This is a genomic window from Cryobacterium sp. (genome assembly GCF_025463825.1).
Taxonomy (GTDB): domain Bacteria; phylum Actinomycetota; class Actinomycetes; order Actinomycetales; family Microbacteriaceae; genus Cryobacterium.
Genome location: NZ_JAODBG010000045.1, coordinates 1 through 22160, shown reverse-complemented (window position 1 = coordinate 22160; position 22160 = coordinate 1). Strand labels below are relative to the sequence as shown.

Here is a 22160-nt window from a genome sequence, read left to right as displayed (position 1 = left end):
GATGCAGCCGCGCATTCTCTTTCTCCAGATCCCGGATTCGTTCCCGTTGCTGCCGGGACAGCGCCCGTTCCGGGTCGATCTTGTTCAACCGGGCCTGGTTCACCCAGGCCCACAAGGTCTTATCCGAAATGCCCAACTCAGCTGCCACCTGCGTGATCGGTCGCCGTGACGACGTCACCATCTCGACAGCGTTCCTTCGTTCCTTGTCCGTAAATCTCCGATGCGGACCGGACTTCCTTACTGCTCCCATGATTTCATCCAATCAAATTAGGAACACTGTCCGGAAGCACCGGGTCACCCCAGCCGCAGGGGTCCTTTTACTCTCACTATCTCCTTGTTTGCGCGCTATCTTGCGGCGGAGAACAGCTGTCAGCGGTCCGGCTGGACCACCCGCTCGTGGTCCCAGGCCTCCGCCCAGCCGAGCTCGTCGAACATGCGCGAGAGCACGATCGCGGTGAAGCCCCAGACGAGGCGGCCGCCGACGCTGAACGCCGGCGCCCGGTAGGCGGTTCCGGCGACGATGTGTTCCGTGTTCGCCCGGTTGGCCGGGTCGAGCAGGTCTGCCACCGGCACCCTGAACACCTCGACGGTCTCGGCATGGTCTATCGCGGCCACCTCAGACGGACGGGCCCACCAGGCCGGCACCGGGGTGACCAGGTGGTTGCTCACCGGCAACGCCAGCGCGGGCAGGGTGCCCAGCGGTTCGAGGCCGTGCGGGTCCAGGCCGGTCTCCTCCACGGCCTCACGCAGCGCGGCCGCGATCGGCCCGCTGTCGGAGGGCTCCAGGCGGCCGCCGGGGAACGCGATCTGCCCCGGATGGCTGCCCAGGGTGGCCGCGCGGCGCAGCAGCAGCACGTCCAGGTCCCGCGGTACCTGCCGCGGCCCGGCTGCGGGAGAGTGCGCCGGCACGGTGTCCAGCACGCCGAACAGCACGAGCACCGCGGCGTGGCGCGCGGCCCGGGGATCCGGCAGGATGCGGGTGGCCGCGGTCTTCCAGTCCAGGCCGCGCTCGCACAGCGCCGCGAGGTCGGCGCGGGGGCCTTGCGAGACGGCGAGCATGCTCCCAGCCTACGCAGCCTGCCCGCGGGCGCGAGTGACGCACAACGCCGAGCTGCCCCGCGCCGGACGAGCCGCCCCGCTCCACCGGCAACTCGTCCGCACGAGGGCAACCCGCGGTCAGCTCATCGGCTGGGCGGGACGACGAAGGTACTGAACGAGTCGGCGGGCAAGGTCACGGCCAGCACCCGCTCGCCGACCAGCAGGGTCACCGGTTGGTCCGCGCGGGTGTCGTTTTGTACGACGATCACGATGCTGCCGTCGGGATTCAGAAACGCCAGCTGGTTCTCGTAGCCGGTGTAGCTCAAGGTGTCGATCAGGTGGGCGCCGGGCCGCACGAAGTGGCTCACGTGCTTCAGCAGGTGGTACTCGTGGGTGTACTCGAACCGCCCGGCGGCGGCATCCACTGTGACCAGCGAGTTCTGCGACCAGCCCCACCGGCTCACACCGCCGCGCCCGAGAGCGAGGTTCCAATACAGGTAGGCGGATGCGCCGCCGCCGAGGAACTCCTTCATCAACGTCCACGCGTACCGGGCATACCGCCAGTCGTTCCGGCCGTCGCCGCACTCCTGTTCGGTCTGGAAGATGCGCAGCGCGGGGTGGTCCCGGTGCAGGAGCGCCACCGCGCCCTTGCCATGCCACTGGATGCCCAGGCCGGTGATGTGCCGGGCCGCCTCGGCATCGGCGAACACGCCGTCCACCAGTGCGCTGTCGGCGCGCTCGAGAGTGCCCAGGAACACGTCGACACCGCGGGCCGCCATCTCGGGGCCCAGGTGCCGGATGAACCGGGCCAGTCCCTGGGGGGTCCAGGTGCAGCTGGGGAAGATTTGCGCCGAGTTGAACTCGTTCTGCGGCATCACCATCCCCACCGGGATGCCGAGGGCGCGGTACTCATCCACGAACCGGCCGAAGTACGCCGCGTACGCGGCCAGGTGCCGGTCGTCCTGGATGAACATGTCGGTGCCCTCGGCGCCCACCTGGTCGGGCCGGAGCCCGTTCTCGGCCGTCTGGTAGCCGGCCATCGGCATCGCACCGGCGTAGTGCCCGTTGGTCTTCATCCAGGTCGGCGGGCTCCACGGCGACGCCCACACCGACAGCGCGCTCTGGTGCTGCTGGGCGGCGCGGATGAAGGGCACCAGGGTGTCCAGGTCGTTGGCGACGCTGAAGTGCTCGAGCGCGAAGTCGCCGTCGACCTCGTCGTAGGAGTACCAGTCGCGGGAGAAATCGTTCGCGCCGATCGGCATGCGGCCGAGAGTGAAGTTGCCGCCGATGCCGGGGGCGAACATCTCCCGGAGGATCTCCGTTTGCTGGGCCTCGCTCAGGGCAGAGAGGGCGGTCCAGCCGAGCTCGTTGAACGCGGCGCCGAACCCCTCGATGGTCTGCCGGGTCTGCTCCGGCTTCACGAACACATCCGGCATGCCGCTCGGCGTGCTCAGGGTGAGACCGGCACGGGACTGCCAGGGGGCGGCTTCGGTGGTCACGACCCACTGCACCGTGGTGTCGGGCTGTGGTTCGGGCATGTTGTCAGTCATGGTCTCCTACACGGGGTGAGTCAGTACCGGGCGAATCCGTACCGGGTGGAAGCGCTCGCGACGCCCACATCGGCAGCATGTGAGGCCGAAAGAGTCCGCCGCACCTCGTCGATGACCTCGAGCACGGCGATGGCGTTCTTGAGCGGATGCGCCGGGTGGTCAGAGACACCGCCGGCGACGGCCTCCCCCACGGCCCGGAACATCGGTACATACCCGCCGCCCTCGACCGGCACGACGGTGGTCTGCTGCGCGAACGACGGCCCGGCGTAGGTGTGGATGGCGCCGCCGGAAAAGAACGGCGGGTCCATCACGATCGACCCCGCCGTGCCGCCGATCACGGCGAAGGGCATGATCACCTCGGTCATGGAGGTGCTCACGCTCGCGGACCGGTCGTCGGCGTAGCCCAGGTGCACGGTGGAGCGCAGGTCGACCCCGTTCGGTTCCATCACACCGCTGGCGGTGATGGTCTCCGGCCTGCCCAGCATCAGGTGCGCGAACGCCAGCGGGTAGATGCCCACATCCAGCAGCGCCCCACCTCCCAGGTCCGGGTCCCAGAGCCGGCTGGTATCCGTCCGCGGGAAGTTGAACCCCATGCTGGATTCGACGAATCGCACTTCGCCGATCGCCCCGGAGCGGATGACCTCCTGCACGTGCGCGATCGCGGGAGTGAAAACCATCCACATCGCCTCCATCAGAAACAACCGGCGGGCGGCCGCCAGGGTCGCGAGTTCGCGGCTCTGCTCGGCGGTGAGGGTCAGCGGCTTCTCGCAGAGGACGTGTTTTCCGGCCAGCAGCGCCCGCCGGGCGAGGTCGAAATGGCTGCTGTGCGGCGTGCAGATGTAGACGGCATCCACCTCGGCGCTCTCCAACGCGGCGTCGACGGTGTCGAACACCCGCCCGATGGAGTGCCGGGCGGCGAATTCGTCGGCGGACGCCCGGGTGCGGGACGCCACCGCCACCACGTCCATGGTGCCGGCCAGGCGGATGTCCCGGATGGTCTGCTCGGCAATGCCGCCGGTGCCCAGGATTGCCCAGCGCGGCGCGGCGGAAACCGCGGTGTCGGTCATGCGGCGGCCATCGCCGCTTCAAGCGCCCAGACGACCAGGTCATGGTCGTCGCGCTGGGGCAACCCGGAGACACCGGCCACACCGATCAACGACCCGTTCACGCGGAGCGGGAAGGCCCCGCCGTGCGCCATGTACAGCGCCGGCGACAGCCCGGTGGACTCGTGGAAGTTGCTGCCCGTGGCGCGAGCGCGGGTGCCAATCAGGTACGACGGTGCGTTGAAGCGATTGACCACCCGGAACTTGCGCGCCAGCCAATCGTCGTTGTCGGCAGAGGTGCCCGGCCGCGCGGCGTGGAACACTCGCTGCTCGCCGAAGACGATGCTGACCGTGACGACCAGGCCCTCCGCGGTGGCCCGGGCCATGAGGGCGCTGCCGAGGGCGAACGCATCGTCGTAGCCGAACGAGCCGAAGCTGATCGTGGAATTCTGGGCCTCCAGCAGCGGGAGCAGGTCGCGGGCGGCTGGATCAGGGGTCATCGACATTGCGGGTCCATCTTCGTTGGGTGCCGGCACCGGTGCCGCGCTTCCCCAACGCTATCGGTGTGCCAGGCGTCGACGCAAAGAGCCGGCCCTGTCGGGTTCGGCGTAGAAACCGGCACCTCACCCCGAGCGGGTGATGTTGCTGCGCGCTCCGCCGATTAGCTTCACCCGAGAGAGCCAGGAGGACACCCGTCATGAATCCCGACCGCCACGCCCGCTCGATGCTGCCGATCCCCGATCGCCCCTCCCCGGGCTCACCACCTACGACGCGAAGGATCCCGACACCCAGTACCCGCCGATCGAGCCGCTGCGGCCGCCGGCCGGTGCGCCGAACGTGCTCGACACCCTCATCGACGACGCCGGTTACGGCGCGTCGAGCGTCTTCGGCGGCCCGTGCGCGACGCCTCACGCCGAGAAGCTCGCGGCCGGCGGGCTCAGCTTCAACCGCATCCACACCACCGCGCTCTGCACCCCCACCCGGCAGTCGCTGCTCACCGGCCGCAACCACCACTCCGTGGGCATGGGCAGCATCACCGAGACCGCCACCTCGGCGCCGGGCAACAGCTCGGTGCGGCCGAACACCAAGGCGCCGCTGGCGATGACCCTGAAATTGAACGACTACTCCACCGCGCAGTTAGGCAAATGCCACGAAGTGCCGGTCTGGCAATCGTCACCGATGGGACCGTTCGACGCCTGGCCGTCCGGCGGCGGCGGTTTCGAAACGTTCTACGGGTTCATCGGCGGGGAGAACAACCAGTGGGATCCGGCCCTCTACAACGGCACCACCCCGGTTGAACCCCCGGCGACGCCGGAGGAGGGCTACCACCTCACCGAAGACCTGGCCGATCATGCCTGCGACTGGATCCGCGCGCAGAAGTCGCTGATGCCCGACAAACCGTTTTTCGTGTACTTCGCGCCCGGCGCCACCCACGCACCGCACCATGTGCCCAAGGAATGGGCCGACAAATACGCCGGAACATCCGCCGACGGCTGGGACGTGCAGCGCGAGCGCACCTTCGCGAAGCAAAAGGAACTCGGCGTGGTGCCCGGCGACGCGCTTCTCACCCCGCGGCACGCGGAGATCCCCGCGTGGGACGACATGCCCGCCGCCCTCAAGCCGGCGCTGGAACGCGAGATGGAGGTCTACGCCGGTTTCATGGAGCACACTGACCATCACGTCGGCCGGGTGGCTGCCAAAACGGCCGAGTTCGGCAGTCCCAGCTCCTACAACCACTACGCCGTCGGCTGGGCGTGGGCGATGGACACCCCGTTCCAGTGGACCAAGCAGGTGGCCCCGCATTGGGGCGGCACCCGCAACGGCACCATCGTGCACTGGCCGACCGGAATCGCCGAGAAAGGCGGGCTGCGGCAGCAGTTCACCCACTGCATCGACATCGCCCCGACCATTCTCGAGGCCGCCGGCCTGCCGGAACCTACGATGGTCAATGGTGTGCAGCAGACGCCGATGGAGGGTGTCAGCATGCTGTACACGTTCGATGACCAGGCCGCGGCCGAACGCCACGACCTGCAATATTTTGAGATGTTCGGCAACCGGGGCCTGTACTACAAGGGCTGGAGCGCGGTGACGAAGCACCGCACCCCGTGGGTCCTGGTGGGCGGTGAGATTCCCGCCTTCGACGACGATGTCTGGGAGCTCTACGACGGCCGCACCGACTTCAGCCAGGCCCGCAACCTGGTGGCGGAGAATCCGCAGATGCTCGCCAAGCTGCAACGGCTGTGGTTGATCGAGGCCACGAAGTACAACGTGCTGCCGATCGACGACCGCGGCGTCGAACGTGCCACTCCCGAGGTCGCCGGCCGCCCCACCCTGATCCGGGGGGAACAGCCAGCTCCTCTTCGCCGGGATGGGTCGGCTGTCGGAGAACAGCGTCGTCAGCATCAAGAACAAGTCGTTCTCGGTGACGGCAGAACTGGTCATCCCCGAGGGCGGCGCCAACGGCGTGATCATCGCGCAGGGGGGCCGGTTCGGCGGCTGGAGCCTCTACGCCTCGGCCGGCCGGGCAGCGTTCGTGTACAACGTGCTCGGCATCCAGGAGTTCAAGACCGCGGCGGAGGCAGCGCTGCCGGCAGGGACGTGCCAGGTGCGGATGGAATTCGCCTACGACGGCGGTGGGCTGGGCAAGGGCGGCGACGTGACCTTGTACTACGACGGAAAGCCGGTGGGCACCGGCCGGGTCGGCGCCACCCAGGCCATGATTTTCTCGGCCGACGAGACCACCGACGTCGGCTACGAAACCGGCACCGCCGTCGCCTCGGACTACACCACGAAGGGCAGCAGGTTCACCGGCCGGATCAACTGGATGCAGATCGACCTGGGTGATGACGACAACGACCACTTCATCGACCCGGACGAGCGCTTCCGCATCCTTATGGCCCGACAGTAGGCCCGCCAGGGTGGAACCCGGTGGGCGTCAGTCGTCCTCGGAGTGTGAGATCTTTGCCAGGATCAGACGATTCTCGCCCAGCCAGTCCATGAACGCGAAGCCCACTCCGGAGAGAAGGAACGTCAGGTGCAGCATGATGCGCCAGAACTGGTCCTCAGCCGTGAAGTTGCCGATCTCGGTGAAGTCCTGCAGCAGGCCGATGGCCGAGATCGCGACGATCGAACCGATCAGTTTCATCTTCAGGCCGGAGAAGTCGATATGGCCCATCCAGGTGGGCCGGTCTTCGGCGTCACGCGCCACCGTGATCTTCGACACGAAGTTCTCGTAGCCGGCGAAGATCACGATGATCACCAGGTTGGCGAGCAGCGCCAGGTCGAGCAGGGCGAGCACGCCCAGCACGAGGTCGTCGGCCGAATCCGCCGCGACGTGGCTGATGAGGTGCCAGAGTTCCTGGAAGAACTTGATGCCGATCGCAATCAGCGCGAGCACCATCCCGATGTACAGCGGGGCGAGCAGCCAGCGGCTGGCGAAGAGGAATCTCTCACTGCCGTGTTCGAGTGCCAGGGCGTTCTTACTGCGGGGGTGGTGCGGGGTGGTGGGCACTGATGGTCAATTCTGTGAGTTTTCGAATCTTAGAGTATAGGAGTGCGCTGCTGCGAGCCTGCCCTCCCGTGCACCCGGCTGTGCTCGTTTCCGCCGTAACATGGCCGGATGGAGTCGCAGAGGCACCCGGAGGCCGCCGCGCAGCCGCGGGCGAGACGCGTTTCGCACTGGTGGCCGCTGGTGAGCGGCTCCCTGGCGCTGGGGCTCGCCGTGGGGCTCGGGTTCCTGATCGTCGTTCGCGACCAGGGGATGCCGCTGCCGATCGATACTCGCTGGTTCCGGGAGGTGAGCGCGAATCGTGCCCCGGGCTGGGATACGCTGGCTCTCACGATGGACGCCCTCGGCGGCGGCCTGATCGCGACCGTGCTGCTGCCCGCCGGAATCGCCATCGCCCTGCTGCTGGGCAGACGCCCCTGGGCCGCCGGCTTCTATCTGGTGGCCAGCACGGTCACCGGCGGGGTGGTCCAGGTGCTCAAGCATTTCTTCGGCCGGGCCCGTCCGGAGAACATCCTGACCTACCTCGACTTCGGGTCCTTTCCGTCGGGGCATGTGGCCAACGCCGCGGCCACGACCGCCGTCCTCGCGATCCTGTTCCCGCGAGTCTGGGTGTGGGCGGCCGGAGCCGTGTACACGGTCGTGATGATGATGAGCCGCACCTACCTCGGTGCGCACTGGCTCACCGACACCGTCGGCGCGCTTCTCCTCGGGATCGGCGTCGCCGCGGTCCTGTGGGCGCCGGTGGCAGCGAAATTGGATGGTGAGCGCACGCTCGTCGGGCAACGACGATCACGGCGGAAGGCGGTCGGCGCGGTCTGATCGCGCCGAGACGCGAGTGGTCACTGTGTGTCCGGTGTGGCCGGACCGGCCGGGGTGGCACCCGCGTGATCGCTCCTGGTATCGGCGGGGTCCTTCTGGCGACGGCTGGCCAGCATGATCGGGATGCCGACGAGCTCCACGAGCCCGCCGAGCACCAGCGACGTGCCGTAGCCCCACAGATCGGCGGAGCGGCCGAGCGCCGGTTGGATGAACACTCCGCCCAGGCTGCCGAACAGCGAATCGAACGACAGCACGGTCGCGCGTTGCTTCGACGGGATCATGTCGTTGAGGTAGGCCTGCCGCACCGGCTCGGCGACCGCGAAGACGAAGCCCCACACCATCAGCAAGATCACGGCCAGCCAGAAGAGGCTGTTCAGGCCCAGGATCACCAGGGAGATCACACTGAACAGGGACGCCAGGATGACGGTGCTGGTGCGGCGGGCGAACAACCCGCGCAGGCGGGGCGCGAGCACTCCGCCGGCGATCTGCGCCAACGAGAGAATGGCGGCGGCCAGGCCCGCGATGGAATAGGCGGACGGGTCGCCGTAGAGCTCCAGCAGGTACGGCTGCAGGGCGTAGAACGCGTAGATACCCACGCCGGAGGCAAAGGGGGCGGAGAGGATCATGTACCGCACCGAGCGACGCCGAAGCCCATGCTCCACCGACTCCGTAAGCACGGTGCGGGTCGCCTTCAGCGGGCCCTGCGAATGGTCCGGGGTGAATCCGAGATCCTTCATGACCAGGAACGCGTAGATGAACATGACCACCAGCACCCCCGCGCGCACCAGGAACGGTACCCCCAGGTTGGTGGCCTGGGCGATCACGCCGCCGAGTACCGAGCCGGCGAACATCGCGATGCCGGTGACCACCAGGCCCCGGCCGAACACGGCCTCCAGGCTGCCGGTGTAATCGGTGGAGCCGAGCGCGTCGACGAGCCAGGCCTCCACCGCGCCGGAGAAGAAGGTGAACCCCAGGCCCAGCAGCACCGACACGACGCCCCACCAGACGAACGGGGACTGCCACACCCACAGCATCCAGTACAACGCCGTGGTTACCGAGAGGGTGATCGTGCCGAGCAGGTACGACGCCTTGCGGCCCACCGTATCGGCGACGACCCCGGTGGGGATTTCGAAGATCACCATGCCGGCGGTGAAGAACGCGTTTGCGGCGAAGGCGTCGAAGTTGGTTAGCCCGGCGTCGAGCAGGAACAGCGTGTTGATGCCCCAGATGAAGGAGGCCGCCAGGGTGTTGCCGAGCAGCAGGATCAGGTAGATGCGCTGGACACGCCTAGAGGCCGGGTTCATGACCCGGGTCCGCTCCGCACACCCCATCTCGTCACACCAGCATCATCGACCCGGCTGGGGCGGATGGCTAGGGTGCAGACTGTCGTAATGACCGCACCGATTGAACGCACCCTGCTCGTGCTCCGGCACGCGAAGTCCGATTGGTCAGGCGGCGAGGCCGACATCGACCGCACGCTCAACCCGCGCGGGCACAGGCAGGCCAGGGATGTCGGCAGCTGGCTGGCCGGGCAATCCAGCAGCATCGACATCGCGATCGTCTCCCCCGCCACCCGTGCCCGAGCCACCTGGGCGCTGGTCTCGGCGGAACTCGGGGACGGCCCCGAGGCCCGGGTTGATGAGCGGGCGTACGCCGCATCCGTTGCAGACCTGCTCGCCATCGTGCGGGAACTGCCCGACGAGCTGCGCACCGTGATTCTCGTGGCTCACAATCCCGGACTCGAGGACCTGGTCGCCCTGCTCAGCGGCGAAAGCATCACTCTGCCCACCTCGGCTCTGGCGGTGCTCCGGCTTGCCGGCAGCTGGGCCGAGGCCGCCCCGTCGACGGCCTCTCTCCGAACCTCCGGACGTCCGCCCGCCGCACTCCTCGACTAGCGGTTACGCGGCATCTTCGGCCGCCAGCGCGCGCTGGATGGCCTGCAGGGAATTCTCGACGTCGGCGGCGTCGGTCGACCAGTTGCTGACCGCGATACGAAGGACGTCGCGGCCGGCCCAGTGCGAACCCGACATCCAGGTGGTGCCATCGGCCAGCAGGCGTGCCGTGATGTTGCGGGTGCGCTCGTCCGAGCCGAAGCTCACGCAGACCTGGGTGAAGACCACGTCGTTGACCACTTCGACCCCGGGGATGCCGGACAGGCGCGCCGCGAAGGTGTGCGCGGCCTGGACCAGGCGGTCGATCAGCGCGATCACCCCTGAGCGCCCCAAAGACCGCGGGGCGGCCCAGACCGGCACCCCGCGGGCGCGGCGGGAGAACTCCGGCACCTTGTCGAACGGGTCGCCCGGGCCGTGCTCGGTGGTTTGCAGGTAGCTGGTGTGCACGCCGAACACCGCACGCACAGCCTCGGGCCTGGACACGATGGCCACCCCGCAGTCATAGGGCACGTCGAGCGTCTTGTGCGCATCCGTCGCCCACGAATCGCAGGTCTTCAGTCCGGCCACCAGATGGCGGTGGCGGGGACTCGTGGCCGCCCAGAGCCCGAAGGCACCATCCACGTGCACCCACGCACCCCGGTCGTGGGCGATCATGGCCGCCTCGGTGAGCGGGTCGCTGGAGCCGGAGTGCAGTTGCCGGCCTGGAGGCACACGATGGCCGGACCGGGAGCGGCATCCATCGCCGCGGCCAGGGCATCCGCCCGCAACCTCCCCCTGGGCGTCGGCGGCGACCGCGACCGGCAGTCCCAGGCCGAGGTACCGCAGCGCCAGGTCGACGAATGCGTGCCGGTCCGCACCCGCAAAAACCCTCAGCGGGCGCGCCCCGATCAGCCCCGTCACCGCCACATCCCAGCCGGCCTGGGCGAGCACCTCCTGCCGGGCGGCCGCCAGACCCACGAAGTTCGATGCGGTCGCGCCGGTGGTGAACCCCACGTCGGAACCGGCGGGGAGGCCCAGCAGGTCGAGCAGCCAGCCGCCCGCGGCTTCCTCGGCCGCGGCCGTCGCCGGAGTGGCCTAGCGCATCGCGGCGTTCTGAGCCCAGGCGCTGACCAGCCAGTCCGCTCCCAACGACGCCGGCAGCGTGCCTCCGATCACCCAGCCGAAGAACCGGCCGGAGGGCATCGCCATCAGCCCGGGCTCCGCCAGCCGGGCCAGTTCGTCGATCACCGTGGCGGCTGGCAGCGGCTGGTCCTGGAGCGGAAACGCAAAGTCGGCCTGCAGGTCATCGGCCGTGCGACTCGGCCCGATCGGCCGAGAGGACAGGGAGTCCAGCCAGCCCGTCGCGTGGTGGCGGGCACGCTCGAGCGCCGCGTCGAAGTCGTCGCGCTGCGCTGGCATGGTGACATGGTAGGCACTACCGCGGCGGGGCAACAGTGGGCGACTGCGAGCCGACCTCCGCCCGCAGCGGCAAGCGCCTCACGCTCTCGAACTCCCGCGGCGAACCATCGATCGGATCGGTGAAGGCCAGTTCGCTGGCCAGGAGCTGGAGCGGCCGGGTGAAATCGAACACCTCGACATCCTGCACCACCGGGTAGAGCGGGTCGTCGGTGATCGGGATGCCCAAACCCAGCATATGCAGCCGCAACTGGTGGGTGCGTCCGGTGCGCGGGGTCAGCCGGTAGAGCCCCGCATCTTCATGCTCGGACTCCCGCTCGATGCGCGAGTCGGCATTGACCGGGAGGCCCGGCACGACTTCGCCCTGCCAGAAGCCGGGCCGGGCACGAAGGTGGTTGCGCACGGTGACCGGCAGCTCGAGCTGTGCGGAGAGCGGCGCCAGTGCCCGATAGATCTTGTGTACCTCGCCGCGTTGGAAGAGCGATTGATAGGCCCCGCGCCAGCGCCGTTCGGTGGCGAGGACCAGCAGTCCGCTCGTCACCCGGTCCAGCCGGTGCAACGGGGAGAGTTCGGGCAGTTTCAGCTGGGCGCGCAGGCGCACCACCACGCTCTGCACCACGTGTCTGCCCCGCGGGATGCTGGAGAGGAAGGGTGGCTTGTCTATCACCACGATTCGATCGTCCCGATGGAGCACGTGGATGGACCCCGGCACCACGGGTTCGTCGGCCAGGTCCCGGTGGAACCAGATGAAGGTGGTCGGCCGATAGGGGTCTCCCCCGGCGACGGGCACACCGCTCTCGTAGACGAATCGTCCGGACGTCAGGAATCCGGCCACCTGCACCGACTCCCCCAGCCGTTCCTCGAGCCACGCACCCATGTTCGGCCAGGTTGCCGCCGGCTTGCCCGGCCGATCACGCTCCGGAGTGCACACCCAGGCTGCGTCGAGCCCGTGTCGGTGTGGCAGGGGCGAGTGCGGGGGCATCCCCCGATCGTACAAGTCCCGCCGGCGCCACACCGGCACGGAAAAGCTCGGGAACTACATCCGCGCTGCGGCCAGGTAGCCGGCCCGAACCGGCTGGTCGAGTTTCTCGATCGAGTAGCGCAGCATCACCCGGGGCATGTCTGCGGCGTTCTCGTCGAGGAAGCCGAGGAGGGCGCCCCGGTCGATGTCGCCCGCGTAGCGCAGCATCCAGCCGGTGCCCTTCTGCACGAAGTCGTTCCGGTCGTGCAACAGGATGCGGGCCAGCCGCAGCGTGTCTGCGGTTTCGCCGTGCCTGATGAACGCCGCCGTCGCCACGATGGCGCTGCGGCGTTCGGGCCAGAACGACGACGCCGCGAGAGCATCGAGTGGGTCGCGGGGTTTGTTGAGCAGCCAACTGCCCACCACCTGGTGGGCGCCGAGGTCCACCAGATCCCAGCTGTCGATCCGGTCGTGCCGCCGCAGGTAGAGGTCGTAGAGTTCCCGGTGCCGAGCGGCCGCAACCTTGCGATGCTGGGCGGCCCTACCCATGATCGAGCAGGCTCCCGACCGAGCCTCGTGCACGGGGCTTTCCAGCAGTTCCTCGATCTGGTCGACCGGCATCGCCAGCGAACGGCCAGCGAGGGCGAACACGTCGCCCATGCGCACCCCGATGAACGACTCGTCGTCGGGAAAGTAGCTGGTGTACTTCTGTCGCTGCTCCGGGCTGGCCAAGCCGGCGAGCTCCTCCTGGAATGCAGCGGCCGTGGGCTCTGGGCTCATGTGTTCCAGGATGCCACCGCGACCGGTGCCCCTCTACGACTCCCGCCGTCAGCGCTCGACGGGACTCAGCGCTCGCGTCTGGCCCGCCGGCGTTGCCGCCAGGTCATCGCGGCCAGGGCGGCGTCCTCCCGCGCCTTGGCCTCCTCCCGTTCCCGCCGCGCTGCCTCCCGGCGCTCGCGCCAGCGGGCCAGTTCGGCGTCCACGTCGCGAAGCGGGGTGATCACCGGTGGGCCGCCGCGCAGTTGCCGGCGGGCGTCGATCACCCGATGGTTGAAGTCGTCGAGCACTTCGCACACCTGCGCCTCGGAGAACAGGGTGTCGAGCCGGGCATCGAGGCCGGCGTCCTCGGTGCGCAGCGTGAGCGCGGGCGGGCCGAGCCCGGTGATCTGCTCGCGCTCGATCTTCTGCTTGATCCACCAGTCGGGGTCGTGATTGTCGAGGCCGGTGAGCGGCTTGCCCGCGCCCGGCAGGTTGTCGAAGTCGCCGCGGCGCATTGCCTGCTGAATCGAAATCTCCACGAAGTGCGCCCGGGCATCCATCATCGACTGGCCGGCCTCGTTGGTGTCGGGCTCCGCCTCCGCCGGCCGTTCGGCGTCCGGGATCTCCCGGTTGATCTTGTACCGTGCCACGTTGAGGGGCGTGTCGCTGGGTTCGCGTGTGCCTGCCATGATTCCAGCCTAAATCGATCCGGCGGAGGACGGGCGGGCGAATTCCCGCCCGCTCGGGATACCGCGGGCAGGCCGGGTGCGATCTAGCTGAACGCCTTACCCGGGTTGAAGAGGTGCTCGGGGTCGAGGGAGTCCTTCACCGCGTGGTGCATGCGGCCGACCCGCTCGCCCAGCTCGACCGCGGCGCCGGGCAGCTTGAGCAGGCCGACGCCGTGCTCGCCGGTCACCGTGCCGCCGAGGTGCAGGCACCTGGCGATGATCTCGTCGAACGCCAGTTTGGCCCGGTCCTTGACCTCGAGGTCGCCCTCCGGCGCAATGATCAGCGGGTGCAGGTTGCCGTCTCCGGCGTGGGCGATGTTGGCGATCACCACGCAGTGCCGGGCGGCGGTCTCCTGGATGCTGGCGAGCATCGCCGGCACCGCACCGCGCGGCACGCAGATGTCCTCGGTGAGCACCGGACCCAGCCGCTCCAGTGCCGGGTAGGCCAGCCGGCGGGCCTGGAAGAGCCGGTCGGTTTCGGCGCTGTCGGCGGACTGCTGCACATCGGCGCCGCCGGCGGCCCGGAAGATGCCGGCCAACTGCTGGCTCAACTCTTCGCCGCGGGCGCCGGGTTCGTCGATCTTTGCCAGCAGCAGGGTGTCGGCGTCCTCCGGCAGGTCGACACCCTGCCACGCGCTCACCGCGTGCAGGCAGGTGCGGTCGACGAGCTCGAGCGCGGCCGGGATGATCCCGGCCCGGGAAACCTCCGCCACGGCGGTGCCTGCCGCTGCGAGGGACGGGAAATAGCCCACGATGGCGCGCTCGCCGCGTCCGGTCAGGGGAAGAAGTTTGACGGTGACCTCAGTGATGATGCCCAGGGTGCCCTCCGACCCCACCATCAGCCCCGTCAGGTCGTACCCGGTGGCGCCCTTGGCCGTGCGGCGTCCGAGCTGCACGATGTCGCCATCCGCCAGCACCACCTCCATGCCCAGCACGTAGTCGCGGGTCACGCCGTATTTCACGCAGCAGATGCCGCCGGCGTTGGTGGCGGCGTTGCCGCCGATCGTGGAGATGGCGGAACTGGCCGGGTCCGGCGGGTACCAGAGGCCCACGGTCGCGGCCGCGGCCCGCACGTCGTCGTTGATCATGCCGGCCTGCACCACGGCGTACCGTTCGGCGGGGTTGAGCTCCACCACCTGGGTCATGAGCTCCAGCGAGAGCACGATGCAATCAGGCACGCCGTTGGCTCCGCCCGAGAGCCCGGTCCCGGTGCCGCGGGGCACGATCTTGATGCCCTGGTCGCGCGCGTACCGCACCACCGCGGAGACCTCCTCGGCGGAGGTGACGAGCACGACGGCGAGCGGTTCGGTGAAGTCGGCCCAGTCCGCCCGGTCGTGGCTGTACCGGGCCAGCGAGGACGCATCGGTCAGCACCCGGTCGGACGCGATCACCCCGGCCAGGTCGGTACCGATGTGTCGGGGGGCCTGGATAGGCATCGTGTGCTCCTTCTGCGTCCGGGGCGCTGCTCGGTCCGGCTCGCCAGGCCGACGTTACCCGGTGGCTTCCCGCGCGGGCAAATGGGCCGGAGAAATCCTCCCCGGCGGCGAAACGGCACTACGCTGCCTGAAATCCCTGCGGGCCCGCCGGCCGGCAATCCCAGTGAAGGGAACCCCATGAACGACGTTGCCAGTGCATCACTCGCGGGCGCTGTCGCCGCATCCATCGACGGCCGGCATTTCCAGTTCGCCGGCACCAGTGACGTCATGTTCGAGCCGGGCGGGCTGGTGGTTCTACGCGCTCCCGGCGGAGCCGGACCGGCCCAGCTGGGCCAGGTTGAGGACGTCAGGTTCGAACTCGGCGGCGTGCCGCACGGCTCAGGCCGGATCCTCGGCCTGCTGTCGGCGGACGAACGCGACCTCGACCTTCGAGTGTCGGTCGCCTTTCCCTCGGCGGCGCTGCAGGCCGCGGATGCCCGCACGACGGAGTTGCTCTACCGGGCGCAGGCGGCGACCCTGCCCATCGGTTCCTTCCTGGCGTCCCCCGACATCCCGGCCCGGCTTGTTGCACAGCGCTTCAACCGGCACACCTTCTGGTGCGGGCAGAGCGGGTCGGGTAAGACCTATGCGCTCGGCGTGGTGCTGGAGCAATTGTTGATCCACACGGCCCTGCCCATGGTGATCTTCGACCCGAACGCCGATTTCGTGCAGATGCGGCAGTCTCATCCGTCGGGACCAGCGACCGACGCGCAGCGTGCGCTGTCGGAGCGGGACATCCGCTTCGTCGACCTGTCGTTGCGCTCCAAGACGGCCGTCGTCAGGCTCGATCCGCTTCAGGACCGCGCTGAACACAACCTGCTGATGCATCTCGGGGAGAGCGTGGGCCTGATCGAGCCGGCCATGGTGGTATCCCGGCTGCTGGAGCTGGACACGCCGGCGGCACGCAGTTTCGCCGCCCGCATCGAGAATCTGCGCGTCACCGACTGGTCCGTCTGGGCCGGCAAACTGCAACCGGTCACCGACATCCTGGACACCCGACCCGATGCGACGGTGCTGGACCTCGGTGGGTTCGCCAGCCCGGAGGAGTCGCTCGTGGTGGCGCTGGCGGTGCTCGACGATCTCTGGGAGAAGCGCGCGCAACGGCGTCCGCTCCTGATCGTGATCGACGAAGCCCACAACTTCTGCGCGCCCGACGCGCCCAGTCCGTTGCACGTGGCGGTGCGGGACCGGCTCGTGCAGATCGCGGCCGAGGGGCGCAAGTTCGGTCTCTGGCTGCTGCTGGCGACTCAGCGGCCCTCGCGGGTGCACCCCAGCATCATGTCGCAGTGCGACAACCTGGCGCTCATGAAGATGACATCGCCGGCCGACCTCGCCCAACTGGCCACCGTCTTCGGTTTCGTGCCGCCGGCGATGCTTGCCCGGGCCGCCCGCTTCAAGCAGGGCGAGGCCCTCTTCGCCGGCGGTTTCGTGCCGGCGCCCACCGTCGCCAGCATGGGGCCCCGCCTTACCCGGGAGGGCGGAGCGGATGTGGGCGTACCGCTGCGCCCAGCGCCTGGAAGCCGATCGGAGTGAGGGCCGTGGTGTACGACCGGTACGGTCCGCCCGACGTGCTCAGAGTCGCGAACGTGGCGAAACCGTCCCCTGGCGTGAATCAGGTCCTCGTCGAGGTCGCTGCGACCTCGGTCAACCTGTCCGACTGGGAAGGCCTGACCGGCACGCCGATGTACGCCCGGATCGGTGGCCTGCGGGCGCCGAAGCGGCGGGTGCTGGGTTCCGATGTCGCCGGCCGGGTCACCGCCGTCGGTTCTGGCGTCAGCCGGTTCCGGGTCGGCGATGAGGTGTACGGCGACAATCTGAGTCTGTTGGGCGGGTTCGCCGAGTACGTGGTGGTTCCGGTCGCCGCGCTGGCGCTCAAACCCGCTGAGCTGACGTTCGCGCAGGCGTCGGCGCTGCCCCAGTCCGGAGCGATCGCGCTGCAGGGCACTGCCGGCGCTCGCCGGGGCCGGCGGGTGCTGATCAACGGGGCGGGCGGTGGGTCTGGTTCATTCGCGATCCAGCTGGCCAAACGCGCCGGAGCGCACGTCACCGGCGTCGATAACGCGGGCAAGCTCGACTTCATGCGCTCGCTGGGCGCCGATCACGTCGTCGACTACGCCACCTCGGATTTCACCCGCCTCGAACCGTTCGACCTGATCCTCGATCTCGTGGCGCACCGGTCGGTGTTCGCCTACCGGCGCGCCGTGGCCAGGGGCGGCCGCTACCTCTGCGTCGGCGGAACGGTGCGCAGCGTGTTGCGGGTGGTGACCGTCGGCGCCGCGCTCGGCGTGGTCACCCGGCGCCGGCTGGGCCTGCTGGTGGCCCGTAACGGCCCCGCCTACTTCGAGCCCATCGCCGAGCGGTGTCTCACCGGCGAGCTCGAGATCCGCATCGACCGCACCTTCCCCCTGGACCGGGCGGCCGAGGCGCTGGCTTACCTCGGCGCCGGCCGGGCGCTCGGCAAGGTCGTCGTCACCGTTTGAGTCGTCGCCGTTTCTGAGGAGGACCCATGGCACCGTCGGAGAGCATCCGCATCGAGGTGGGTGACGGCACGGTGTCTGGCGCGTTCGCCCGACCGGCCGACGCCTTCGCCACGCTCGTCGTGGCGCCGGGGGCAGGGTCAGGCTTCGACCATCCGTTCCTGGTCGGATTCGCCCGCGCAATGAGCGCTGCCGGGGTGGCAACGCTGCGGTTCAACTTCCCGTACCGGGAGGCCGGCCGGCGGCTGCCCGACCGCGCCCCGCGGGCGGTCGAGGCGTGGCAGGCGGCTCTGGCGGTGGCGGCGGCTCGCTCTCCCGCCGAACCGGTCTGGGCGGGCGGCAAGTCCTATGGCGGGCGGATGGCCTCGATGGCGGCGGCGGAGGGGATGCCCGCCGCCGGCCTGGTCTTCCTCGGTTACCCGTTGCATCCGCCGGGCAAACCGGAGGCGTTGCGCGATGCGCACCTTTACGGGATCGACCTTCCCATGCTGTTCCTGCAGGGCACGCGCGACCCGTTCTCCGGCCCGGCGGAGCTCACCCCGGTGGTCGCACGGATCGGCAGGGCGGCGACGGTCCAGTGGATCGACGGCGCGAACCACTCCTTCGAGACCCGGGGAGCCAAACGCGCGCCCGCCGACGTAGGAGCCTCCCTGGCCCCGGCCGTCGCCGATTTCGTTCGGGCCAACCGGGCCTAAGCGCTGCGGTGCTACTCGGCGGACGGCCGCCGGCGCTGCTGCTTGGTGGCCGAGCGTTGCGTCTTCGCGGCCATGTGCCGGCGGCCCGAGCCGCGGGTCGGTTTGGTCGCGCGGCGGCGCGGGCCGTCCGGGGCCAGGCCGGCCGTCACGAGGTCGGCGAGTTTGGCCAGGGCAATCTCACGGTTGCGCAGCTGGGAGCGCTGTTGGGAGGCGGCGATGGTGACCACCCCGTTGATCAGCCGTCGGTCCAGTCTCGTGAGCAGCTGGAGCCGTTGGTCTTCGGAGAGCACGGCCGAGTCGGCGATGTTCCAGGACACCTCGACGCGGCTGTCCGAGGTGTTCACGTGCTGGCCGCCGGGGCCGGATGACCGGGAGAACCGCCAGCCGAGCTCGGTCGCCGGAATCGTCAGCGCGGGTGACACCTCCAGATCCATGCTCCAAGCGTCCCACGATGTGGGCACGGCCGGGAACTGAACGCTCTGACACCGGCCACCGGCCACCGGGATGCTTAGAACAGCGGCCAGGGCACGGCGGGCATCTCGCCCTGCGGCCCCGGGAATCGGCCGTCGGTGCGCAACCGGTCGCAGCGTTCCGCCAGGGCACGGATCTCGGCGGGGGTGAGCAGTCCCTCGAGTGTGGTGCCGAGGTCGCCGGTGAGTTGGGCACGCACCCGGTCGATGCCGGCCAGTTCATCGGCACTGAGTTGTTCGCCCAGCCAGCCCCACAGAACGGTGCGCAGTTTGTGGTCGGCGTGGAAGGTGAGCCCGTGGTCGACGCCGTGCCGGTGCCCGTCAGGCATCGCGAGGATGTGGTCGCCCTTGCGGTCGGCATTGTTCACGATGATGTCGAACACCGCCATCCGGCGCAGCGCCGCGGAGTCTTCATGGATCAGCGACACCACCCGGTTCCGCTCGTCCTGGCCGTCGAGCACGTGCCGCCAGCCCCGCTCCGGCATGGCGTCGGCCGCAATCAGGTCCACGGCGTCCTGCTCGGGATCGGCGTCCTGCCACAGCTGCACCATCCCCGGTCCCATCGGGCCGTCCCGCAGCCAGGTGCGGGGCACCACGTTCCATTCGAAAACCTGCGACACCAGGTACGCCGCGGCCTCGCGGCTGGCCAAGTTGCCGTCTGGGAAGTCCCAGAGCGGATTCTCCCCCGCGATGGGCTTGTACACCACCGGCACTCCATCGATGCTGCCGAGGAACGTCGCGTTGGAAGCCGTCGTGATCCGCCCGGTCAGTTCCAGGTCACCGTCGACGCGGTCGGCATCCGTCATGTCAGGCGTCGGGCAGATCGCAGGTGTGCCCGTCCGGGTCGATGGGCTGGCCGCAGAGCGGGCAGAGCGGCCGGCCGGCGCCCACTACCTCGCGGGTGCGCTTCGCGAACGCGCGGGCCGTGCCCACCGGCATCCGCACCACCAGCATCTCGGCCGGCTCGACGACGGCGACGTCGAGCAGTTCATCGTCCTCCTCGTCGACGATCGGGAAGGCCTCGAGGACCACCTGCACCGTCGTGGGGTCCCAGCCCAGGCTCATCGACCCGGTGCGGAACTCCTCCTGCACGGGCTCCAACGGGTCATTGTCGAGCAGTTCGATGGGGGTGCTGGTGGGGATGCTGAACGGGTTGCCCGCGTAATTGATCAGCTGGTCGAGGATCTCGTCGATCTTCTCGGCGAGCAGCGCCGATTGTTGCTTCTCCAGGGCGATGCTGACGATCTGGGCACCGGTGCGCACCTGCAGGTAGAAGGTGCGCGAGCCGGGGAGACCGACGGTGCCGACGACGACCCGATCCGGCCAGGCGAACTCATGGACGATTGTGGGCATGGAGTTATTTTAGGCGTCCGCGGCGTCGGGGGCGGTAGCCGCGGGCAGCGAATGTCCCGCCCCGCCACCGACCGGCGCGTCAGCGGCGGGGGCGGCGGCCGCCAGCCAGGACAGGTCCCCGGCGTCGGTATTGGTGGCGTAGACGGTCGGCCGGCCGCTGCCGTAGTTCACGATCGAGACGGATGCCGGGCCCACGTTGAGCCGTTGGAAGAGGTCCAGGTGCATGCCGAGGGCGTCGGCCAGGATCGACTTGATGATGTCGCCGTGGCTTACCGCCACCCAGACCGCGCCCGGCCCGTGCTCGGCTTCGAAGGTGGCGTCGTGCCGCCGGATCGCAGCGACCGATCGCGCCTGCATCGCGGCCATCGCCTCACCGTTGGGGAAGGTGACCGCAGAGGGCTGGGTCTGCACCACCGACCACAGTTTCTCCGCCGACAGCTCCTTGAGGGTGCGACCCTGCCAGTCGCCGTAGTCGCACTCGGAGAGGTCGTCCTCCACCGGCCGCAGCAGCGTGCCGGGCTGCCGGTCGATGATGTGCTCAGCCGTTTCGCGGCAGCGCTCCAGCGGGCTGGAGACCACCCCGACCAACGGCACCGCGGCGAGCCGCTGCCCCGTGACGGCGGCCTGGTCGCGGCCGATCTGGTCGAGCAGAACGCCGGCTGTGCGCCCGGCCAGCAGGCCGGTCGCGTTGGCGGTGGTGCGGCCGTGCCGCACGAGAAGGACTGTGGCCATGGGTACAGCCTAGACAGCCGGCGGGGTCGGTACGGCGCCCGGCCGAGAGAGATGCCTGCACCTCGCACAAAGGAGAAAGTGAGCTGAAAAGGACCGGATCGCACTAACTGTCCTTATTTGCGCACTTTGTCCTGAGGTCGCGGTCGAGGTCTAAGTGCGGGCAGGAGCGAGATGCAAACCCTGGGCCACGGCCTGGAGGATCTCGGCCTCCGCGCGTGGCCATTCGAACAGGATCTGTCGGTAGTCGAAGCGCAGGACCGTGTAGCCCAGCAGAGCGAGCCGGCGATCCTGGGCGATGTCCGCCCCTCGCTGCTCGGCCCCGGAGTGGAAGCTGAATCCGTCAATCTGCAGCACCAGCCGGTCCCCGACGAGACCGTCGACCCTGTGCCCGTCGAGCAGCACCTGCTGGCTGACCCGGATGCCGATGGCGGCCAGCCGGGACACGGGCAAGGTCTCGAGGCCCGAATCTGCGAGCCCGGAGGCGGCCGCCCGCACGGCGCGGGCCGCGGCGCTGCGCAGGGGAAGCCGGGCGAGCGACTCCTCGGTCACGAGAGTCTTGTTCAGGGCGGAGTCCCAGACGACGAGCGCGTTCTCGAACGGTTGGCACTCCGCGATGTGCACGAGGGCGTTCTCGATCGGTTCCACGAGGGCGAACCGAGCAACCGGAATCGGCCCCGGGCCCCAGTGCACCCGCACGGCGTTCGACGCCGGGACCACCGCATTCCTCACCACGCTCACGTGGTTCATTCCATCGGCGAGGTGCCACAGCTCGAGCCGCCGGGCCACGCTGAGGCAGGCCACCCGCCCGCCGAGCGCGGCCGCAGCGCGCAGGTCGGCCGGGGCTGTCGGCAGCGCCAGCCAATTCCGCCGGACCCGGGCGCACTCACCGCTGGCGAGGCTGTGCCGAATCGCATAGCGCGTGAAGCCGGCGCGCACGGCCTGCTGGGAGTGCGCGATGCCACCGTGCTGGCCGAGCCAGCTGCCGAGTTCCATGCGCCCAGTGTCGTGGCCCGTACACCCAGCCCACCCAGAACCGTCCCACTTGTGCAAAACTGCCCCGCCGCGCCCCTGTGCAAAACTCGCTGCGAAGCCGGCGACCGCGCTCCGAAAAGGAGGAAGCGATTTCACAAGGACGGAATCGGCTGGGGTGACCCGCTCGTGCTGGACACTGTTCCTGATCATTTTATTAGGCCGCTGCCGGGGTGGTTGTGGTGGTGTGTAGCGTGCTGGTGAACTCGGTGAGGGCTTGGGTTGGTGTTTTGTAG

22 protein-coding genes and 2 pseudogenes are annotated in these 22160 nt (G+C 69.2%); 6 read left to right on the top strand and 18 right to left on the bottom strand.

Annotated elements, in window-relative coordinates:
* From JWP54_RS05490 to JWP54_RS05470, 5 genes are all read right to left on the bottom strand, one after another.
* Positions 1-181: transposase (locus JWP54_RS05490; RefSeq protein ID WP_297368445.1), on the bottom strand; the 181-nt coding region annotated here is incomplete at its 3' end.
* Positions 182-369: 188 nt separating this feature from the next.
* On the bottom strand, positions 370-1059 hold the full coding sequence (locus JWP54_RS05485) for a CoA pyrophosphatase (protein ID WP_297368444.1): 690 nt from the start codon (positions 1057-1059) through the stop codon (positions 370-372).
* Between the two features lie 122 nt (positions 1060-1181).
* Entirely contained in the window at positions 1182-2588 is a 1407-nt protein-coding gene (locus tag JWP54_RS05480; RefSeq protein WP_297368440.1) for a glycoside hydrolase family 30 beta sandwich domain-containing protein, read from the bottom strand.
* 20 nt (positions 2589-2608) lie between these two features.
* Positions 2609-3655: a Gfo/Idh/MocA family oxidoreductase gene (locus JWP54_RS05475; protein WP_297368438.1), complete on the bottom strand. Its 1047-nt coding sequence runs from the start codon at positions 3653-3655 to the stop codon at positions 2609-2611.
* Positions 3652-4131 carry a heme-degrading domain-containing protein gene (locus tag JWP54_RS05470; RefSeq protein WP_297368436.1) on the bottom strand — a complete coding sequence of 160 codons (480 nt, stop codon included), beginning with the start codon at positions 4129-4131 and terminating at the stop codon, positions 3652-3654. Before JWP54_RS05470 ends, JWP54_RS05475 begins: the two co-directional genes overlap by 4 nt.
* A 197-nt stretch (positions 4132-4328) precedes the next feature.
* Here JWP54_RS05470 and JWP54_RS05465 point away from each other — a divergent pair.
* Positions 4329-6539 (top strand): annotated as a pseudogene (locus JWP54_RS05465) (arylsulfatase).
* Positions 6540-6566: 27 nt separating this feature from the next.
* Here the strand turns inward: JWP54_RS05465 and JWP54_RS05460 are convergent.
* Entirely contained in the window at positions 6567-7142 is a 576-nt protein-coding gene (locus JWP54_RS05460) for a TIGR00645 family protein (RefSeq protein ID WP_297368433.1), read from the bottom strand.
* 108 nt (positions 7143-7250) lie between these two features.
* Between JWP54_RS05460 and JWP54_RS05455 the strand changes: the two genes are divergently transcribed.
* Positions 7251-7958, top strand: coding sequence for a phosphatase PAP2 family protein (locus JWP54_RS05455; RefSeq protein ID WP_297368431.1), 708 nt, complete (start codon positions 7251-7253; stop codon positions 7956-7958).
* 20 nt (positions 7959-7978) lie between these two features.
* On the opposite strand, the gene JWP54_RS05450 is transcribed toward JWP54_RS05455, so the two are convergent.
* Positions 7979-9262, bottom strand: a complete 1284-nt coding sequence (locus JWP54_RS05450; protein WP_297368428.1) for an MFS transporter — start codon at positions 9260-9262, stop codon at positions 7979-7981.
* Between the two features lie 87 nt (positions 9263-9349).
* On the opposite strand from JWP54_RS05450, the gene JWP54_RS05445 reads away from it, so the two are divergent.
* Positions 9350-9853 carry a histidine phosphatase family protein gene (locus JWP54_RS05445; protein WP_297368426.1) on the top strand — a complete coding sequence of 168 codons (504 nt, stop codon included), beginning with the start codon at positions 9350-9352 and terminating at the stop codon, positions 9851-9853.
* 3 nt (positions 9854-9856) lie between these two features.
* Here the strand turns inward: JWP54_RS05445 and JWP54_RS05440 are convergent.
* The 6 genes and pseudogenes from JWP54_RS05440 to JWP54_RS05415 all read right to left on the bottom strand — a co-directional run.
* A pseudogene (locus tag JWP54_RS05440) lies at positions 9857-10909 on the bottom strand (aspartate aminotransferase family protein); the annotation flags it as partial.
* Between the two features lie 15 nt (positions 10910-10924).
* Positions 10925-11248, bottom strand: coding sequence for a hypothetical protein (locus JWP54_RS05435; protein ID WP_297368424.1), 324 nt, complete (start codon positions 11246-11248; stop codon positions 10925-10927).
* 16 nt (positions 11249-11264) lie between these two features.
* Positions 11265-12122, bottom strand: a complete 858-nt coding sequence (locus tag JWP54_RS05430) for a pseudouridine synthase (RefSeq protein ID WP_297368421.1) — start codon at positions 12120-12122, stop codon at positions 11265-11267.
* 159 nt (positions 12123-12281) lie between these two features.
* Complete coding sequence (locus JWP54_RS05425) at positions 12282-12986, bottom strand: DNA alkylation repair protein (protein ID WP_297368418.1); 705 nt, start codon at positions 12984-12986, stop codon at positions 12282-12284.
* 65 nt (positions 12987-13051) lie between these two features.
* Positions 13052-13654: a DUF1992 domain-containing protein gene (locus JWP54_RS05420; protein ID WP_297368415.1), complete on the bottom strand. Its 603-nt coding sequence runs from the start codon at positions 13652-13654 to the stop codon at positions 13052-13054.
* An 83-nt stretch (positions 13655-13737) separates the two neighbouring features.
* Complete coding sequence (locus JWP54_RS05415) at positions 13738-15129, bottom strand: FAD-linked oxidase C-terminal domain-containing protein (protein ID WP_297368412.1); 1392 nt, start codon at positions 15127-15129, stop codon at positions 13738-13740.
* 177 nt (positions 15130-15306) lie between these two features.
* Between JWP54_RS05415 and JWP54_RS05410 the strand changes: the two genes are divergently transcribed.
* From JWP54_RS05410 to JWP54_RS05400, 3 genes are read left to right on the top strand one after another with little or no spacing between them, the layout of a single operon-like run.
* Positions 15307-16701 carry an ATP-binding protein gene (locus JWP54_RS05410; RefSeq protein WP_297368409.1) on the top strand — a complete coding sequence of 465 codons (1395 nt, stop codon included), beginning with the start codon at positions 15307-15309 and terminating at the stop codon, positions 16699-16701.
* Between the two features lie 53 nt (positions 16702-16754).
* Positions 16755-17648 carry an NAD(P)-dependent alcohol dehydrogenase gene (locus JWP54_RS05405; RefSeq protein WP_297368406.1) on the top strand — a complete coding sequence of 298 codons (894 nt, stop codon included), beginning with the start codon at positions 16755-16757 and terminating at the stop codon, positions 17646-17648.
* A 26-nt stretch (positions 17649-17674) separates the two neighbouring features.
* Positions 17675-18340, top strand: coding sequence for an alpha/beta family hydrolase (locus JWP54_RS05400; protein WP_297368403.1), 666 nt, complete (start codon positions 17675-17677; stop codon positions 18338-18340).
* 11 nt (positions 18341-18351) lie between these two features.
* On the opposite strand, the gene arfB is transcribed toward JWP54_RS05400, so the two are convergent.
* The 5 genes from arfB to JWP54_RS05375 form a co-directional block, all read right to left on the bottom strand.
* Positions 18352-18774 (bottom strand): alternative ribosome rescue aminoacyl-tRNA hydrolase ArfB, encoded by a 423-nt coding sequence (gene arfB, locus JWP54_RS05395; RefSeq protein WP_297368400.1) that lies wholly within the window; start codon positions 18772-18774, stop codon positions 18352-18354.
* 74 nt (positions 18775-18848) lie between these two features.
* Complete coding sequence (locus JWP54_RS05390; RefSeq protein ID WP_297368397.1) at positions 18849-19616, bottom strand: SCO1664 family protein; 768 nt, start codon at positions 19614-19616, stop codon at positions 18849-18851.
* 1 nt (position 19617) lies between these two features.
* Positions 19618-20163, bottom strand: a complete 546-nt coding sequence (locus tag JWP54_RS05385) for a DUF3090 domain-containing protein (protein WP_297368392.1) — start codon at positions 20161-20163, stop codon at positions 19618-19620.
* A 9-nt stretch (positions 20164-20172) separates the two neighbouring features.
* On the bottom strand, positions 20173-20895 hold the full coding sequence (locus JWP54_RS05380; protein ID WP_297368389.1) for a histidine phosphatase family protein: 723 nt from the start codon (positions 20893-20895) through the stop codon (positions 20173-20175).
* A gap of 150 nt (positions 20896-21045) precedes the next feature.
* A complete protein-coding gene (locus JWP54_RS05375; RefSeq protein ID WP_297368386.1) occupies positions 21046-21888 on the bottom strand; it encodes an endonuclease domain-containing protein in 843 nt (280 codons plus the stop codon).
* Positions 21889-22160: the final 272 nt, after the last annotated feature.

Bases quoted from the DNA above. Each gene is read 5' to 3' on its own strand.
- JWP54_RS05485 (WP_297368444.1), bottom strand. From the start codon at position 1,059: ATGCTCGCCGTCTCGCAAGGCCCCCGCGCCGACCTCGCGGCGCTGTGC.
- JWP54_RS05480 (WP_297368440.1), bottom strand. From the start codon at position 2,588: ATGACTGACAACATGCCCGAACCACAGCCCGACACCACGGTGCAGTGG.
- JWP54_RS05475 (WP_297368438.1), bottom strand. From the start codon at position 3,655: ATGACCGACACCGCGGTTTCCGCCGCGCCGCGCTGGGCAATCCTGGGC.
- JWP54_RS05470 (WP_297368436.1), bottom strand. From the start codon at position 4,131: ATGACCCCTGATCCAGCCGCCCGCGACCTGCTCCCGCTGCTGGAGGCC.
- JWP54_RS05455 (WP_297368431.1), top strand. From the start codon at position 7,251: ATGGAGTCGCAGAGGCACCCGGAGGCCGCCGCGCAGCCGCGGGCGAGA.
- JWP54_RS05450 (WP_297368428.1), bottom strand. From the start codon at position 9,262: ATGAACCCGGCCTCTAGGCGTGTCCAGCGCATCTACCTGATCCTGCTG.
- JWP54_RS05445 (WP_297368426.1), top strand. From the start codon at position 9,350: ATGACCGCACCGATTGAACGCACCCTGCTCGTGCTCCGGCACGCGAAG.
- JWP54_RS05435 (WP_297368424.1), bottom strand. From the start codon at position 11,248: ATGCCAGCGCAGCGCGACGACTTCGACGCGGCGCTCGAGCGTGCCCGC.
- JWP54_RS05430 (WP_297368421.1), bottom strand. From the start codon at position 12,122: ATGGGTGCGTGGCTCGAGGAACGGCTGGGGGAGTCGGTGCAGGTGGCC.
- JWP54_RS05425 (WP_297368418.1), bottom strand. From the start codon at position 12,986: ATGAGCCCAGAGCCCACGGCCGCTGCATTCCAGGAGGAGCTCGCCGGC.
- JWP54_RS05420 (WP_297368415.1), bottom strand. From the start codon at position 13,654: ATGGCAGGCACACGCGAACCCAGCGACACGCCCCTCAACGTGGCACGG.
- JWP54_RS05415 (WP_297368412.1), bottom strand. From the start codon at position 15,129: ATGCCTATCCAGGCCCCCCGACACATCGGTACCGACCTGGCCGGGGTG.
- JWP54_RS05410 (WP_297368409.1), top strand. From the start codon at position 15,307: ATGAACGACGTTGCCAGTGCATCACTCGCGGGCGCTGTCGCCGCATCC.
- JWP54_RS05400 (WP_297368403.1), top strand. From the start codon at position 17,675: ATGGCACCGTCGGAGAGCATCCGCATCGAGGTGGGTGACGGCACGGTG.
- arfB (WP_297368400.1), bottom strand. From the start codon at position 18,774: ATGGATCTGGAGGTGTCACCCGCGCTGACGATTCCGGCGACCGAGCTC.
- JWP54_RS05390 (WP_297368397.1), bottom strand. From the start codon at position 19,616: ATGACGGATGCCGACCGCGTCGACGGTGACCTGGAACTGACCGGGCGG.
- JWP54_RS05385 (WP_297368392.1), bottom strand. From the start codon at position 20,163: ATGCCCACAATCGTCCATGAGTTCGCCTGGCCGGATCGGGTCGTCGTC.
- JWP54_RS05380 (WP_297368389.1), bottom strand. From the start codon at position 20,895: ATGGCCACAGTCCTTCTCGTGCGGCACGGCCGCACCACCGCCAACGCG.
- JWP54_RS05375 (WP_297368386.1), bottom strand. From the start codon at position 21,888: ATGGAACTCGGCAGCTGGCTCGGCCAGCACGGTGGCATCGCGCACTCC.